This window comes from Bradyrhizobium sp. USDA 4454 (assembly GCF_054822705.1).
This window is the reverse complement of the sequence record NZ_JBTRCN010000001.1, coordinates 6166991-6182997: the sequence shown is the minus strand read 5'-3', so window position 1 is coordinate 6182997 and position 16007 is coordinate 6166991. Positions and strand designations below refer to the sequence as shown.

General features: G+C 61.7%; 11 protein-coding genes and 1 pseudogene. 7 read left to right on the top strand and 5 right to left on the bottom strand.

Going from position 1 to position 16007, the window contains the following annotated elements; all coding sequences use genetic code 11:
* The 5 genes from tssE to ACVIW0_RS28675 form a co-directional block, all read right to left on the bottom strand.
* Positions 1-549 carry a type VI secretion system baseplate subunit TssE gene (gene tssE, locus ACVIW0_RS28695; RefSeq protein WP_461355413.1) on the bottom strand — a complete coding sequence of 183 codons (549 nt, stop codon included), beginning with the start codon at positions 547-549 and terminating at the stop codon, positions 1-3.
* A 69-nt stretch (positions 550-618) separates the two neighbouring features.
* Entirely contained in the window at positions 619-1104 is a 486-nt protein-coding gene (locus ACVIW0_RS28690) for an Hcp family type VI secretion system effector (protein WP_461355412.1), read from the bottom strand.
* Between the two features lie 54 nt (positions 1105-1158).
* On the bottom strand, positions 1159-2661 hold the full coding sequence (gene tssC, locus ACVIW0_RS28685; RefSeq protein WP_461355411.1) for a type VI secretion system contractile sheath large subunit: 1503 nt from the start codon (positions 2659-2661) through the stop codon (positions 1159-1161).
* A gap of 16 nt (positions 2662-2677) precedes the next feature.
* The gene (gene tssB / locus ACVIW0_RS28680; RefSeq protein WP_461355410.1) at positions 2678-3205 is read right to left on the bottom strand and encodes a type VI secretion system contractile sheath small subunit; all 528 of its coding nucleotides are present in this window, start codon (positions 3203-3205) and stop codon (positions 2678-2680) included.
* A 125-nt stretch (positions 3206-3330) separates the two neighbouring features.
* Entirely contained in the window at positions 3331-4638 is a 1308-nt protein-coding gene (locus ACVIW0_RS28675) for a type VI secretion system protein TssA (RefSeq protein WP_461355409.1), read from the bottom strand.
* A gap of 354 nt (positions 4639-4992) precedes the next feature.
* On the opposite strand from ACVIW0_RS28675, the gene ACVIW0_RS28670 reads away from it, so the two are divergent.
* From ACVIW0_RS28670 to tagF, 7 genes and pseudogenes are all read left to right on the top strand, one after another.
* Entirely contained in the window at positions 4993-6861 is a 1869-nt protein-coding gene (locus tag ACVIW0_RS28670) for a type VI secretion system Vgr family protein (protein WP_461355408.1), read from the top strand.
* Between the two features lie 5 nt (positions 6862-6866).
* A complete protein-coding gene (locus ACVIW0_RS28665; RefSeq protein WP_461355407.1) occupies positions 6867-7430 on the top strand; it encodes a DUF6931 family protein in 564 nt (187 codons plus the stop codon).
* Between the two features lie 12 nt (positions 7431-7442).
* Positions 7443-8813, top strand: a complete 1371-nt coding sequence (gene tagH / locus ACVIW0_RS28660; RefSeq protein ID WP_461355406.1) for a type VI secretion system-associated FHA domain protein TagH — start codon at positions 7443-7445, stop codon at positions 8811-8813.
* A 47-nt stretch (positions 8814-8860) separates the two neighbouring features.
* Positions 8861-10199: pseudogene (gene tssK, locus ACVIW0_RS28655) on the top strand (type VI secretion system baseplate subunit TssK).
* Between the two features lie 284 nt (positions 10200-10483).
* Positions 10484-11719: a type VI secretion system protein TssL, long form gene (tssL, locus tag ACVIW0_RS28650; protein WP_461355405.1), complete on the top strand. Its 1236-nt coding sequence runs from the start codon at positions 10484-10486 to the stop codon at positions 11717-11719.
* 41 nt (positions 11720-11760) lie between these two features.
* Entirely contained in the window at positions 11761-15309 is a 3549-nt protein-coding gene (gene tssM, locus ACVIW0_RS28645) for a type VI secretion system membrane subunit TssM (protein ID WP_461355404.1), read from the top strand.
* On the top strand, positions 15306-16007 hold the full coding sequence (gene tagF / locus ACVIW0_RS28640) for a type VI secretion system-associated protein TagF (protein WP_461355403.1): 702 nt from the start codon (positions 15306-15308) through the stop codon (positions 16005-16007). The genes tssM and tagF overlap by 4 nt, the downstream gene beginning before the upstream one ends.

Genomic DNA, 16007 nt, shown 5'->3' with positions numbered 1-16007 from the left:
CTACATTCGATTGATCTGGATATCGCCGCTATCGAGATCGACGTCGGCGACGAACTCCACGGGAACGTTGAGCGGCTCGCACTTCAGTTCGGTATGAACGATGAAGCGCAGCTTGAGCTGCTCGGGGCCGACCGAGGTGTCGCGCCGGACCCGGATGGATTTGCGATCAAGCCTGGGCTCATACCTCGTGAGCGCCGTGCGCAGGCCGTCGCTGAGCTCTTCGTCCGTGACCTCGTCGATCGAACGGTTTGCGATATCGGGAAATCCGTAGTTCAGGATCGAGGTCCGGACACAGTCGCGGCCGGTCAGGTCCAGGCTCGATTCGAGAGCAATGGTATTAAACAGGGTTTCGAGATCCTGCGAGACCTCTCGCCTCAGCAACGTTTCAGAGATCGGAAAACGACCGGCACTGCGCCGACCCGCTATGACGCGCTCGCCAAACTGATCGCGCAGTTCGATCTTCTTGCGCGCATCGCGGGCCTCGTGGGCCGCCCGAAAGGCCAGCATCAATGGTGGTGAAAGCCGGTCCTTTTTTTGCGTCGGAGTCATAAGCGGTCCCCGCACGAACCGGTGCCGATTGCCGAGACAGGCAATCGACACCGGACACGAGATTGGTGATCAGGCCCATTCCTTGTTGGCCGGAACGTCCCAGCCGAAGGTCGGCGATGCGCCGGCGCCGCCCTTCTCCGTCTGGGTCTTGTAGATCATCTTCACCTTGGCGAAGTTCAGGCTCACGTTTTCAGTAAGACGATCTTCGCCGTGCGATCCGCCGGTCGATACGCTGGAGACCAGGACGTGCTTCATCTCGATCTTGAGATATTCCAGAGGATTTTCGCCGGCCTTGCGGACAGTGAGGATCGCGGTGTCGATGTGCTTGCCGTTGGCGCAAACCTTGAAGAGTTCAGGCGTTGCCTTGTCAACGAAGTGCGTGAAGTGGAGATCCTGCATGTTGACCTTGCCGGCGCCGCCGCCCGAGCCGCTGTGAAAGGTGCCGCTTTGGCTCTCGCCAAACGACCAACTCAAGATGTCAATCTCGTCCTTGTGTTTGTCGTCGAGCGATTCGCCCTTGATGGGATCGAGCTTCAGAAAGATGTCGACGGCCATAGGATAGTCCTTTCAGAAAAAGTCTGGATGTTTGACGGTCGCGATAACGTGGGATCAGGAACTTGGGCCTGGCAGGCGCGAAACAAGGCTGAGGCCGACGTCCATCGCTTCCAGTTGAAAATGTGGACGGAGAAAGAAGCGCGCGTTGTAGTATCCCGGGTTCTCCTCGTTTGCTATAACCTCGACTTTCGCAGCGGCGAGCGGCTTGCGCGCTTTCTGCGCCTCTGAAGAAAGCGCTGGGTTGGCATCAACGTACTCGTTGATCCAGGTCTGCAGCCAGACCGTCAGCTCATCCTTCTCCTTCATGGATCCGATTTTGTCGCGAACCATGCACTTCAGGTAGTGCGCGAAGCGGGACACTGCGAACATGTAGGGCAGGCGTGACGACAGATTGTCGGATGCGGTTGCATCGACACCCTTTTCACCGAAGTATTTCTTCGGCTTGTAGACCGACTGGGCACCGATGAACGCTGCCTTGTCGGTGTTTTTGCGATGGATCAGCGGGATCAGACCCGCCTTTGCCAGTTCGTGCTCGCGGCGGTCACTGATGGCAATCTCGGTCGGACACTTCAGGTCTACTCCGCCATCGTCGGTCGGGAAGGTGTGTGTCGGCAGATTGATCACCTCGCCGCCGGACTGGACGCCGCGAATGCGCGTGCACCAACCGAATTCCTTGAAGGCCCGATTGATGTTGACGGCCATCGCGTAGGCCGCGTTGATCCAGCCGTATTTGTCGCCGGTGTGTCCGTCGGTTTCCTCTTCGAACGCGAATTCCTCGACAGGTTCTGACTTCGCGCCGTAGGGGAGGCGACCCAGCACGCGCGGCATGCACAGGCCGACATAGCGGGAGTCGTCCTGGTCGCGCAGTCCCTTCCAGGCGGCATACTCCGGCGTGTCGAAAACCTTGCCGATGTCGCGTGGATTGGACAATTCGGTCCACGAGTCCATTCCCATCAGGGTCGGCTCGGCGCCGGCAAAGAACGGAGCGTGTGCGGCGCCGGCGATCTTGCTGAGATCACGCATCAACTGCACGTCGGTCGGAAGGTGACTGAAATAGTAGTCGCCGATCAGGCAGCCGAACGGCTCGCCGCCCAGCTGTCCGAACTCGTATTCGTAGATCTGCTTGAACAGCGGACTCTGATCCCACCGCGCGTCGGGATAGAGTCGCAGGTTGCGATAAAGTTCGGTCTTGGAGATATTCATCACGCGAATCTTGAGCGTGGCGTCGGTCTCGGAGTTGAAGACCAGGTAGCTCAGCCCACGCCAAGCGCTTTCGATCGCCTGGAACTCCGGCGCATGGAGGATCTCGTTCATCTGCGCGGTCAGTTTTTGATCGATCCTCGCGATCATTTCCTCGATGGTGTCGAGCACGTCGGACTTGATGACGCTGGTGTCCTTTAGCGCCTCTTGAACCAGCGTTGAGACCGCATTTTCGACTTCGGTCGCGGCGCGTTCGGTCCGCGGCTTGAAACTCTGCTTGAGGAGAGCCGAAAACTCGTCGGCCTCGACGGTCGCTACCTGGGTGGTGGTTTCTTTCTGTGTGACTTCCTTTGCCATGGTCCCCGCTCCTTCCTCAGCTCTCGGCATCCGGTTCAGCAGATTGGGTCGTTGCCCGCTCGCGCAGCGCGGCCATCAGCTGCGGATCGCTAAGAAGCTTCTTGAGTTGATCCTCGGCGGCTACTTTGCCGTCCATATAGCGCAGCAGGTTCGCAAGCTGTTCGCGTGCCTGGAGCAGCTTGGCCGTCGCCGGCACCTGGCGGGCGATTGCGACGGGCGTGAGGTCGGCCATCTTGTTGAAGCGCAAGTTGACGGACATCTTTTCGTCGGAGTTCTCGCCGAGTCGATTGGCGACGCGCATCGTGACGCCGGGTTGGATCGCGGCCATGCGGCTGTCGAAATTATCCATGTCGAACTCGAGGAACTTGCGCTCCTCGACCTTGGGCTTCTCGACACCGGGATTATTACCGGAAAGATCCGACAGAACGCCCATGACGAACGGCAATTCAACCAGCCGGTCCGCATCGTAGGGATCTTCGTAAGTGATATGCACGCGCGGTGCGCGATTTCGCCGAATGAATTTTTGACCGCTGTCGGTTGCCATTGGTTGCCCTCTCCAAAAAATCTCTTCGGAAGCCGGCTTGCGCGACGCAGGCTAGTAAGGTGCTTCGGTCTTTCGTCAGCGGAGCTGCCTTCTGCTTCCTTAGTCCCGTCGAACGGAGGGCGGGTTCAATTCGATTTATCGATCGTTTTCAGAGCGCCCTCCGGCAGGACTTCATTCAGCAAACTGAGGAAGTCCCGTTGCGCGAGTTCGCGTGCGCGATCGACCAGGAACGGGATCGGACTGGACGGCTCAGCGGCTCGGAAGAAGGATGCAACCTTGCTCAACAGGTCCAGCGCCTGGGCTCTGTTTTCTGCTGTGAAAACAAAATCTTGAGTGGCCTCTTCGGCAGCGGTCGGGAGCGCTGCGGCGAGTTCCGCCATGCGCTCGATCGGCAGGTCGAACACTTTGTCGCGACCAATATTGATGGCGGCGCTCTCCACGTGTGAAGGCACCAGCATCCGCATCACTTCGATAAACGATTTGCCAACCATGTCCTGCGCCTGCCGTACAAGCAAGAGCGCCGGACTCGACGGTTCCCTTCGCGCCAAATAGTCGGCCGCGGCAGCGAGCGCCGCGGACGCCTGTCCGGGCGAGGTCACTGCGCCGCTCGTTTCAATCGGCAGTTGCGGATCATCGTGAGCAGTGTCGTCCCGGGGCAGGATGGCCGCGGCCGGATCGCGTGCGCTGACCAGACCCGCGAGCCATCCGGCCATGCCGTTGGCGACGGCGGCAAGCCTGTCGAGGTGGATGGGCTGCCCCGAGTTCAACTTTTCGTGCCAGATCGATTTGATGGCCGCAATCTCGGCGGCGACGGCGGAACAGCGTGCACTCACCGATTTGAGGGTGTCGAGGTCGGTCTCGCTGATGATCCGCTCGATAGTTCCGATGTCCGGTACGTCGGCGTCGGCGGCCGGAATCTCGCCTTTGGCAATCTGATAGGCACGGTAGTTGAGGGTGCCGTGCCTGCGATTTTCGATCAGGGGAAGGAATTGGAGTGGGTTGATCACCGTTGGAAACACGTCGATCGCTTCGACGGTGACGGCTCGAAAGGCATAGTCACCGCCTTCGCCCCTCGGATGAACCGTCTCCCATCGTTCGCGCAGCAGTTGGGTGGTCGCCTTCAGGCAGCTGAGAAAGCCGTCCAGATCGCGGTTCAGGATGGAAAACTTGGCGAGTAGCATGGTCAGCCGCAGATCGCGGGTGCGAGCCAGGAGCGGCTGCGCTGCGGCGAGCTGGCCGGCAATATCGATGGCCTTTGGATCGAAGCGTCCGCGCTCTCCGTTCGCGTTGACCACCTCGAAATACGACATCGGGAGCAGCGATTCCGCAGCTGCGAAGAAATTCAAGTATTGGACATCGCCGGTGGCATCGAGGTCCGGCCCGCAGGGATCGTCCGGGTCTATGGGCTGGGTCAGAGATGTTACGTCGAGCATACGAGGATGATCCGTCTGGGAGGCCCCTGTCCCTCTGCCAGGTCCGTGACCTCTGGCGGATCACGCGGGGGATCATGATCCGCTTACCAGTTAGGTCAGATCAACGCGGGCCTCGGTTCATTCCCGGCGATGATGGCAGTTTCCCGTGAACCAGCAAGCGCTTGGGGCCGACTACATGAGTGCTGCGGTGGTTCCGTCGGCCGCGCACTTTGGCGCGTCAGGATGGGACAACATCGGGCGGACCTCTCGGTCATTTCCCGACGGCCGGCCGGCGCGGTTTCGGTTGTTCTTGCTTGACGGCCTGATCTGCCGGTTGCGCAGACCTTGCGGTCAACGAAGGAGATTGGCGCTCACATGGGCCAGCTTACCCAGGATACCCGCCTCTGCGAGCTCAAGACCCCCCTTGGCAAGGACGTTCTGGTTTTTGCCGGGTTCGAGGCCTCGGAAGGCCTGAGCGAACTTTTCGAATACCGCATCGAGTGTCTCAGCGAGGACGCCGATCTCGACTTCGATCGGGCCATCGGCCAGCAGTGCACGCTCACCATCAAACTGCACGAAAAGGAGCGTGAGTTCAGCGGCATTCTCACGGAGGCCCAATGGGTCGGGGTCAAGAACGACTATTTCAGCTACCGGATCGTGCTGAGGCCATGGTTGTGGCTGCTGTCGCGCACGACCGACTGCCGGATCTTTCAGGACAAGAAGGCGCCCGACATCATCAAGGAAGTCTTCAACGAGCGCGGCTTCACCGATCATGAGTTCAAGCTTACCGAAGAGGGCTCGTGCCCAAAGCTTGAATATTGCGTTCAGTACCGCGAGACCGACCTGAATTTCGTTTGCCGCTTGATGGAGCAGCATGGCATCTACTACTTCTTCAAGCACGAAGGGGGCAAACACACGCTGGTGCTGGCGGACTCCAAATCGTCTCACAAACCGATCGACGGCCTCGCCAAGATCCCCTACATCCCGCTGACCGGTGCCGACCGTCGCGGCGAGCAGCACATCTATGAATGGGTATCCGAGCGCCGGTTTCGTACTGGAAAGATCGAGCTCAACGACTACAACTACCTCAAGCCCAACGCGAAGATGATTAGCGACGCCAAGGGCTCCGAGAGCTACACGCGATCGGAGATGGAGTTCTACGACTATCCGGGCAAGTTCAAGGAAAAATCCGACGGCGAGCGATACGCCAAGATCCAACTCGAGGCGGAACAGGCGATGGATCGGCGCCGCCGGGGCAACGGCGATGCCATCAACCTGTTTCCGGGTGGACTAACCAAGCTCGAGAAGCACTCGAAAGATTCGCAGAACGTCGAGTATCTGGTGGTGCGGGCGGCTCACTCGTTTTCCATCGAGTCCTACCGCACAGGCGGTCCCAGCGACGCCGGCCAGCACGTCTACTTCGGCAGCTACGAATTTCTGCCCAGTGATCGGCCGTTTCGCGCTCCGATGATGACGCCGAAGCCAAGGATCAACGGAATTCAAACAGCGAAGGTCGTGACCAAGGACGACAATTCGAGCGAGGAAATCGACGTCGAGTCGTTAGGCGAGATCTATGTTCGCTTTTTCTGGGATCGAAGGAAGAAGCGGTCGTGCCGGTTGCGCGTAGCTCAAGTCTGGTCGGGCAAGCGTTGGGGCGGGCAGATCATCCCGCGCGTCGGGCAGGAAGTCGTGGTGGAATTCCTGGAGGGAGACCCCGATCGGCCCCTGGTGATAGGGACCGTCTATAACGATGAATACAAGCTGCCCTACGATCTGCCGTCCAAAAAGACGATTGCGGGATTGAAGTCCGACTCGACCAAGGGAGGAGGCGGCTATAACGAGTGGAACTTCGAGGACAAGAAGGGGTCCGAGAAGATCACCCTACATGCTGAGAAAGACTACGATGTCACGGTCCGCGACACCGAGACGCGGACCATCGGCGAGGCCGCATTCGGTGGCGATACCCGCAAGACCACGCTCAAGAACGGCAATGACAAGCTCGATATCGAACTGGGCGGTCAGCACATCAAGCTGGCGATGGATCAATCCGTCGATGCAGGCCTGAGCATTACCTTGGCGGCCAACGTCAATATTACTCTGCAGGTCGGTCCAAGCCAGATCATCATGTCCCCCGCCGGCATCGTCATCAACGCGCCGACGATTACCATGACTGCGCAAGCAACCATGGCGCTCGCTGCCGGCGGCCCGTTGGTCGCCCACGGCACGCCAACGCTTGTCGGCTGACGGCCATGACACAGGTTCGGTTCAGCACAGTCCGCGATTTGTTCGAAGCCTATCCGCTGGCGCGCTACGACATCGGCAAGGCGGCCCCGGAGAAGCCGTCGCTGGATTTCCTGCAGGACGCCGCCAATGCAGGCAACTGGCACCAGGCCGTGTCCTTCTGCGCGTATCTGTTGCCGCGGCGCGTGGCCGTCGCTTGGGGATGCCGTTCGTTGCGGCAGATGTTCGACCATTTCGATGCCAACGAAGACAGGTCGCTCAGCTTTACGGAGACCTGGGTCCGGCAGCCGGACGAGCAATCACGAAACAAGGCGCTGGCAGCCGGAAACGCCAACGATCCCGAGCAGCCGGCGACATGGCTGGCGCTGGCCGCCGGCTGGTCCGGCGGAAGCGTGGTTCCGGCGGAATTCGCTCCGGTCGAAGCCAAGCCCGATCAAACGGCAAGGGCAGTACGCGCAGCCTTGCTGATCGGTCTTTGCCAGCTGTCCCACGCCTCCCGGGACAGGATAATGACGGCATGCCTGGAGGATGGTATTCAATTGGCACGCGGCGAACCGCGCCCTCCGCGCTGACGAGACGAGGTGATGGTGCTTCGCTTCAATATCGAGAACGAGCCGAATCTCCCCGACGGTGGTCCCGTGTCGTTTACGGTTACCGGGAGGCGTTCCGTCGACATTGGTCGCGACCGTCATCTCGACTGGACCTTGCCCGATCCGGCACGGATGATTTCGGGAAAGCATTGCGAGGTGCACTATCGCGATGGCGGCTACTGGTTGCACGACGTCTCGACCAATGGCACGTTTCTCAACGGCGCCGATCAGCGCATGCGCGGGGCGCATCTGCTGCGCAACGGCGATCGGCTCGTCATCGGCCATTATGTCATAAGTGTCTCGGTGGACCCGAATGAGCCGGGCGAGGCCATGCCGGACCTTGGCGCGCAGCGGCAAGCGCCCGCCGCGCAGCAGCATGCCGATTACCAGCAATTGTGGGCTTCCGATGGCGACGTGCCGCCGCCGATCGACCCGCAGCAGTTGAGAAAGTCGCGCGAGGCTGCGCGACCTGTCAATCCGGAATTTCTGGACTGGGCGGCGAGCGTTCCGCCGGCGGGCGTCGACCCGTTCCGGCATTCGTCGCAGATGCCTCGACGCGAGGCGCCTGTGCATGACGACATGAGCTGGGCGGCCGGTCCGGTCGCAACGCCGAAGCCGGCAGTCGACGCACCGCACGCGATGCCGACGCCGCGTCGTCCATCGGTATGGACTGACGATGAAGCAGCTGTCGCGCCAATGCCATCGTCGGTACCGGCAGGGCATGCGGAGACGCCGCGGCAGCAGGCGGCGGGCCCACCGCCGGTTGCGTCGGCCAGCAACGGCGAATTTGCGCGTCTGGTGGCACGCGCGGCCGGACTCCCAGACAACGTCTTTGCCGACAAGACCGAGGCCGAACTCGCGCAGCAATTGGGCATCCTTCTGCGCATGACCGTGGAAAACCTGATGGCCCTGCTGCAGGCACGCACGCAGGCCAAGCAGCTGACGCGCAGCACGAATCAAACCACCATCCAGGCCATCGAGAACAACCCGCTGAAATTCTCGCCGACCGCGGAGGATGCGATGCGCATCCTGTTTGGACCGCCGACGCGCAGTTACCTCGATGCGCCGCACGCATTCGCTCAGGGTTTCAACGATCTCAAATCCCATCAGTTAAAGACCTACACTGCGATGCAACACGCAGTCAGGGTGCTTGTCGCCAGTGTTGATCCAATTTTGATGGCGCGCGAGCTTGAGCTTCAACGCGGCGCAAGATCCCTGTTCGGCTCGAACAAGAGCAAGCTGTGGGACGAGTTTTTGTCGCGCTGGAAGGCGCATCTCGGTCGCGACGAGAGCGCGCCGATCGATACCTTCATGCTGCATTTCTCGGAATATTACGACCGCGCCGACAAGGCTGGTTCAAAATGAACTCTCGGTGACGACCCCGTCGCCGACCATTGTATGTGGATACAGGAATGTCTTGGTACAGCAAGGTTTTCTGGTCGGAAGGTCTGTTTCTGCGGCCGCATCATCTGCAGCAGAACGATCGCTATCTCGAGCACCTGCTGGAAAAGCGCGTTCGCTATACGACGCCCTACCCCTGGGGCTTTGCGCAGCTCGAGATCGATAACGATCTCACCCATCAGAGCAAGTTCGCCGTGCGCAATGCAAGCGGCGTCATGCCCGATGGAACGCCGTTCGACATCCCGGCGGACAGTCCAATCCCGGAGGCGATCGAAGTGCCGGATTCGGCCGCCGGCCAGATCATATGGCTGATGATGCCGGTGGCGGCGCCGAACACACGCGAGGTGGACGAGGATCGCACTGACAGCGCCAGTCGTTACGTGCGCACGTCCGAGACGTTCATCGATTCGACGTCAGCTCTCCGCATCGAGGAAGAGATCGACATCGTCTACCCGCGGCTGTCGTTCGAGCTGCGCAAGACGGCCAAGCCAGGATACATGGGTCTCGGCATCGCCCGCATCCTTGAGGTGCGCGACAAGAATATCCTGTTCGACGACAAGTTCGTGCCGCCGATGCTGGTCTGCGCCGCGCATCCGGTTGTCGATGGCTGGCTCAATCGCATCATCGGCTGGGTCGAAACCAAGCTTGACGAGCTTGCGCGCTACGCGGTCGATCCTTCGTCCGGCGGCGGGTTGCAGAGCGTCGACTATCTAGTGCTGCAGGTGCTGAACCGGACAATTCCCGTACTGATGCATTTCAAGCGGTCCGGCAGCGTCCATCCCGAGCGGCTGTACGAAGAATTACTCAGGTTTGCTGGCGAGCTTGCGACCTTTGCGACGACGGAACGACGCGCGCGGGACTACCCGGCATACGATCACGACAATCTCGAGTACGTCTTCACGCCACTGGTGCGCGACATCCAGGACTTCCTGAGCGCGCGGCTTGGCAGGCGTGCGATTCGTCTCGAGATCATCGAACGGGCCCAGAATGCATTCGTATCGCCGATCCGCGACCGGGCGCTGTTCCGGAACGCGACCTTGGTGCTGGAGGTCGCCGCGCGGCGGCCTCTTGTGGAGATTCAGAACGAATTCCCCCATTTGTTTAAGGTCGGGCCCAACACCAAGATGACCGAGATCGTGCACGCGAACCTGCCGGGCTTGACGCTGGTGCATCTGCCGACGCCGCCCGCCTCACATCCGCGCCATCACGGACCACGTCTATTTCTATCTCGATCGCAAGTCGGCGCTGTGGCCCGAGTTCAGCACGGCGGCCTCGATCGGAATGCATTTTTCCGGCGACTGGCCGGAGCTTGAGTTGTATCTTTGGGCCATCCTGGAAGAGCGGCCATGACCGACAGGGACAAGCCGGTTAATCCTTTCGGTCGGGGTGAACGGACGATCATCCGTCCGAATCCTGGCGGGAGGGTGCCGTCGGCTCCGCCTCCTCAATCTCCTGCGGGCGAGGGGCCCGCGCTGCGGCCGGCCTACTCGCCGTCGCCGGTGGCATCGCCCGGTACCGCTTCGCCACCACCGTTTGCTCCTGTGCCGCCAGCTCCGAGCTACGCCGCCCCGCCGACCAGCCAGCCGTCCGAGGATTGGATCTCGACACCGGCGCAGGCCCCGGCGCCGCAAGCAATGTTGCCGCCCGGACCGCCCCTGCGGGTCGACGATCTGGTTGCGCCGAACGCCAATCCGGTGATGCGCGCCGGCGGCCCGTTGCTGCAGTTGCTTGGCCGGCTGCGCGTCGCGCTGATGCGGGCGTCGTTCGCCAGCCTGATGGAACAGGTTGCCGACGCCATCAAGTTTTTCGAGAAGGACATCCGCTCGGCCGGGATTTCCGAGCACCAGGCCAATACGGCAAAATATATCCTGTGCGCTACCGCCGACGATATCGTGCAGCACATCCCGACCGACGATCGTCACGTCTGGGCCCAATACTCGATGCTCAGCCGTTTCTTCGGCGAGCGCGTCGGCGGCGTCCGCTTCTTCGAAATCCTCGACCATTTGAAGGCCGATCCGCTGGTCAATTATCCGGTGCTCGAGCTGCAGCACGCCTGCCTGGCACTTGGGTTCCAGGGTATTCACCGGACCTCGGCGGGCGGACTTGCGAACCTGCAACTGATCCAGCGCAATCTCTATGAAACGCTGCGCCGGGTTCGTCCCAAGCCGACCAACGATCTGTCGCCACACTGGCGCGGGCAGGCGCTGGCCGGTCGGCGCAAGCACCTGCGTGTTCCCGTCTGGCTGGTGGCGGCGGTGGTCGCCGCGCTGCTGACCGGATCCTATTTCGTTCTGCGGACGTTGCTCGCTGGCCGTGCAGAGAGTGCTGCGCAACTCGCGCTGGCATTGCATCCCAGCGATCCGATCGAGCTCAAGCGCCGCGTCGTTGCGCCGCCACCGCCGCCACCTCCGCCGCCGCCGCCGGACCGCATCACCCAGCTGCAGCGCATCCGCAATGCGCTGGCAAAGGAGAAGACCCCCTGCGACATGACCGCGGACCAGACGGCGAGCTTCATCGTCATCAGGGTCTGCGATCTCGCCTTGTTCGCCTCGGGCCAGGCAACCATCCTCGACGGCTTCAAGCCGATTGCGGCCCGCGTTGCGGCGACGCTCGACAAGGAGCCCGGCCGAATCCGGGTGGTCGGCCACACCGACAGCTCGCCCATCCGCACCGTGCGTTTCCCCTCGAATTTCGAATTGTCGGTCGAACGCGCCAAGGCGGTTGCCGCCGCACTGAAGCCCGGTCTGGCCGATGGTTCGCGCGTCGACGTCGAGGGCAAGGGCTCGGATGCACCGATTGGCAGCAATTCGACGCCCGAGGGGCGCGCCAAGAACCGTCGGGTCGAGATCTTCATCGAACGCAGCGAATAGGCACGCGCCACTGCTCACGCGATAGGCGACAGGTAGGGTCAATGCTCGCTAAGGACATTCTACGCATCGTTCTCTATGGAATCGGGCTCAGCTCGCTCGGAGCGGTGATCTACCTTGCTGGTCCCTTCGTTGCCTTCGGCGACTGGAGGCCGCTGGAGAACCACATCATCCGCCAGATCGCGATCCTGCTGCTCGGCGCGGCCGCAGCTGGCATCGCCGGGCTTCATTTCTTCAGACGGCGCAAGAATACCAATCAGATCGCCGAAGGCATCAGCGGTACGGATCAGCCTGTCAGCGACGAGCCCGTGCTCAAGGAGCGTATGAAGGACGCTCTCGCGACGCTCAAGACCGCAAGCGGCAACAAATCCGGCTATCTCTACGATTTGCCCTGGTACGTCATCATCGGTCCGCCCGGTGCCGGAAAAACCACCGCGCTGATCAATTCGGGGCTCAAATTTCCGCTCGCGCGAGGGGCAACGCCTTCGGCTATCGCGGGCGTCGGCGGTACCCGCTACTGCGATTGGTGGTTTACCGACGAAGCTGTACTGATCGATACGGCCGGTCGGTACACGACCCAGGATTCGAATAGCAAGGCCGACAAGGAAAGCTGGCTGTCCTTCCTGGATATCCTGAAGAAAAACCGGGCGCGCCAGCCGATCAACGGTGTTCTCGTCGCGATCAGCCTGGAAGACGTGCTGACGCTGCCGAAGCAGGAACTCGCGCTTCATGCCGATGCCATCAGGATGCGGCTTCTCGAGCTTCATCAACGGCTGAAAGTGAGCTTCCCGGTCTATGCGCTGTTCACCAAAGCCGACCTCGTCGCCGGCTTCACCGAGTATTTCGCGTATCTCGACGAGGCCGGGCGGCGCCAGGTCTGGGGCGCCACTTTCCAGACCGGCGACAAGACCCAGAATCTGGTGGGACAGATCCCGGTCGAGTTCGATCGCCTGCTGGAGCGGCTGAGCGAGGAAACGCTCGACCGTCTGCAGGACGAGCCGACGCCGCAGCATCGCGTGCAGTTGTTTGGTTTCCCGGCGCAGATGGCGCGGCTCAAGCCGCAGATCCACGATTTCCTCAACCAGATTTTCGAGCCGACGCGTTATCATGTGAATGCCAATCTGCGCGGATTCTACTTCACGTCGGGTACCCAGCAGGGCACGCCGATCGATCAATTGATCGGATCGCTGGCACGCACATTTGGCGCGGAGGAGGTGGGTGCAGGATCCTACTCGGGGACTGGCAAGAGCTTCTTCCTCGGCGATTTGATCTCGAAAGTCATCATCGGCGAGGCCGACTGGGTTTCGACTGACCGCGCCGCGGTGCGTCGGGCCTTGATTCTCAAGACCGCGGCGTTGTCGGTAATCGGTCTGGTAGCGATCGGACTGATCGGCGCGTGGCTGACCAGCTACAAGCGCAACTCCGATCTGATCGAGCAGAGCCTGCAGGCGGATAGCGAGTATGCCGCCGCCGGTGCGCCGCTCATCAAGCAGACATTGATCGCCGATCATGATCTCGACAAGGTGCTGCCGCTGCTCTACCGGCTGCGAAACGCCCCTGCCGGCTATACCTCGCGGAATGAACCGGTGGCACTCTCGGCGCGCTACGGTCTCAGCCAGCACGCCCGCCTGCTCTCGCCCACAAAGGCGGCCTACCACATCGCGCTCGAGCGCATGTTCAGGCCTCGCTTGCTGTACCGCCTGGAAGAGCAGCTCAATGCGCGCATCAATGAGCCTGCCTTCGTCTATGAGGCGTTGAAGGTCTACCTGATGCTCGGCGGCCTGCAGTCACCGGACCGGGAGCTCATCCGCTCCTGGATGCAGCGCGACTGGGCGGACAACCTCTATCCTGGCGCCACCAATGCGGAAGGCCGGCGTCTGCTCGATGAAAATCTCGTGGCAATGTTCGACCTCGAAACCGAGCAGCCGCCGCTGGTCGAACTCGACGGCCGTTTGATCAAGCAAGCCCAGAACTCACTGGCGCGGCTTAGCGTGTCGCAACGCGCCTACGAATTCCTGAAGTCGGAGGCGCGCGGGTCGGCTGGCGGCGACTGGGTTGTCAGCCGCCGCGGCGGACCGGACGTGGCGATCGTGTTCGAAACCAGCAATGGGCAGCCGCTTGACAACGTGCGGGTGCCTGAGTTCTTCACCTACAACGGCTTCCATCAAGAATTCATCGCCCGGCTGCCCGGCTTGTCTGATCGCATGAAGCGGGAGCGGTGGGTGCTGGGTGACGCCGGGCAACAGTCGGCGATCGACCAGCAATATGACAACCTGGCCGGCGATCTGCTCAGCATCTATTCGAATGATTTCGTCACGACGTGGCGCACTGCGCTCGGCAGCCTGCGTCTAAGAAAATTGCTGGCCGACAAGCCGAAGTACGAGGTGCTGCGCGCGCTTTCGGCGCCGACCTCGCCGATGCGGCAGATCCTGGAATCGGTACGCGACGAGACGATGCTGACCAAGGAACGTCCCAAGCCGGCAAGCGCCGGCGCACCCGCAGCGGCGCCTGCAGGGACGACGCCGGCGCTGTTCAACAATGCCCAAGACGGGACGCCCGGCACGTCGATCGAGTCGCAGTTCAAACCGTACCATGCGGTGCTTGAAGGGGAGAGTACGCGCCGGCCGATCGACTCAACGATAGCAAACCTGAACGACATCGCACAGAACCTGACGCTGATCGTCGAGAATCCGCAGTTGACAGCACAGGCAACCGCGGGGCTGCAGACCCAGGTTGCGGCGCTGCGCAACAATGCCTCGCGCATGCCGCCGCCCTTCTCCGACATGCTGCGAGCCGCGGCCGGTGAGTTCGAGGGAAGCATCGCCGCGTCCACGGCGGGACAGATCCTGCAGTCATTGCGCGATCAGGTCACGCCGGCCTGTCAGCAGACGGTGACGAACCGCTACCCGTTTGTCCGGAGCAGTAGTCAGGAAGTCCCGCTCGCCGACTTTGCCAAGCTGTTCAGTCCGAATGGCATCATGGACAAGTTCTTCGCTCAGTTCCTGGCGCCTTATGCCGATACGTCGCGCTCGGAGTGGGTCTGGCGCAAGGAGAGTCCCGTGGGACGATCGTTCTCGCCCGATACGCTGAAGCAGTTCCAGAATGCCGCCTATATCCGCGACGCCTTCTTCCAAACCGGTGGCGCTGTGCCGGCGGTATCCTTCGCGATCCGGCCGCCCGGTGCGAGCGGGCCCGGCATTACAGTCAAGACCGAGATCGGCGGCACGACGATTACGAGCCCCACCACGCCCGGACCGGCCGCCGCTCCCTCTGCGTTCGGCACGCCGCCGCCCGCCCCACCGCCGCCGCCACAGAGCAACTCGCCGACCACGGTCCTCTGGCCGGGTGCATCGCCGCGAACCGCAATCTCGGTCAGTAACGAAGCCGGATCGCCGTCTGTCCTTGAGCGCACCGGGCCATGGTCGTTGTTCCGGATGCTGGAGGCGGGCTCGCTGGTCGCGAAGGCGGAAACTGCCAGCGCGACTTTCATCGTCGCCGGACGAGAACTCAATTATCAGATTTCTACCGGATCGCTGCGCAATCCGCTGAACTTGTCAGTGCTCCGCGAGTTTCGTTGCCCGACCGGAATATGACCATGCGATGCGGCTTATTCGGCAAGATCGGCGCCAAACGTGATTTCATTGCGATTGCGACGCCGCGCAGCTTCCTGGAGGCTTGGGAGCCGTGGGTGCAGGCAAGCATCTCTGCGAGCCGACATCAACTTGGTCCGGCGTGGCAGCAGGCATTCCTGACCGCGCCGGTTTGGCGATTCTGGCTCGGCGCCGCGATCTGCGGCACCGCCGTTACTGGAGCGATCATGCCGTCGCTTGACGGCGTCGGGCGTTATTATCCGTTGACGCTTCACGCAGTGACGGATGCTGACGCCGCGTTGCCGCCGCCTCACATCGATTCACAGGACGAATGGTTTGGACAAGTGGAGACGTTTCTTCTTTCGACCCTGGACCGGGCTGCGACGTTCGAGCAGATATCCGACGCGCTGGATCGTCTCGTACCCCCGCGTCTGCGGACGTCGGCGACCGACGGACGGTCAATCGTATCGCTGGGCGACGGCGCGCTGGGGATGGTCCCGGCGGGCGATGAATTTTCTGCCTCGTTTGGCACGCTTTGCGGTGCGAATCCGCAAATCTATGCTGCGGCTAGTTTCTGGTGGACCGCCGGCGGCGAGGGGTTCTCTCCTATCGCGCTCTGTTGCCGCGGATTGCCGGATCCATTTCACTATTCCACGCTGCTGACCGGCGACGTCGGTCGTGCGGCATCCGCGACCGGATGA

Coding starts and splice junctions, on each gene's coding strand:
- ACVIW0_RS28670 (WP_461355408.1), top strand. CDS start 4,993: ATGGGCCAGCTTACCCAGGATACCCGCCTCTGCGAGCTCAAGACCCCC.
- ACVIW0_RS28675 (WP_461355409.1), bottom strand. CDS start 4,638: ATGCTCGACGTAACATCTCTGACCCAGCCCATAGACCCGGACGATCCC.
- tssB (WP_461355410.1), bottom strand. CDS start 3,205: ATGGCAACCGACAGCGGTCAAAAATTCATTCGGCGAAATCGCGCACCG.
- tssL (WP_461355405.1), top strand. CDS start 10,484: ATGTTGCCGCCCGGACCGCCCCTGCGGGTCGACGATCTGGTTGCGCCG.
- tssC (WP_461355411.1), bottom strand. CDS start 2,661: ATGGCAAAGGAAGTCACACAGAAAGAAACCACCACCCAGGTAGCGACC.
- tssE (WP_461355413.1), bottom strand. CDS start 549: ATGACTCCGACGCAAAAAAAGGACCGGCTTTCACCACCATTGATGCTG.
- tagH (WP_461355406.1), top strand. CDS start 7,443: ATGGTGCTTCGCTTCAATATCGAGAACGAGCCGAATCTCCCCGACGGT.
- tssM (WP_461355404.1), top strand. CDS start 11,761: ATGCTCGCTAAGGACATTCTACGCATCGTTCTCTATGGAATCGGGCTC.
- ACVIW0_RS28665 (WP_461355407.1), top strand. CDS start 6,867: ATGACACAGGTTCGGTTCAGCACAGTCCGCGATTTGTTCGAAGCCTAT.
- tagF (WP_461355403.1), top strand. CDS start 15,306: ATGACCATGCGATGCGGCTTATTCGGCAAGATCGGCGCCAAACGTGAT.
- ACVIW0_RS28690 (WP_461355412.1), bottom strand. CDS start 1,104: ATGGCCGTCGACATCTTTCTGAAGCTCGATCCCATCAAGGGCGAATCG.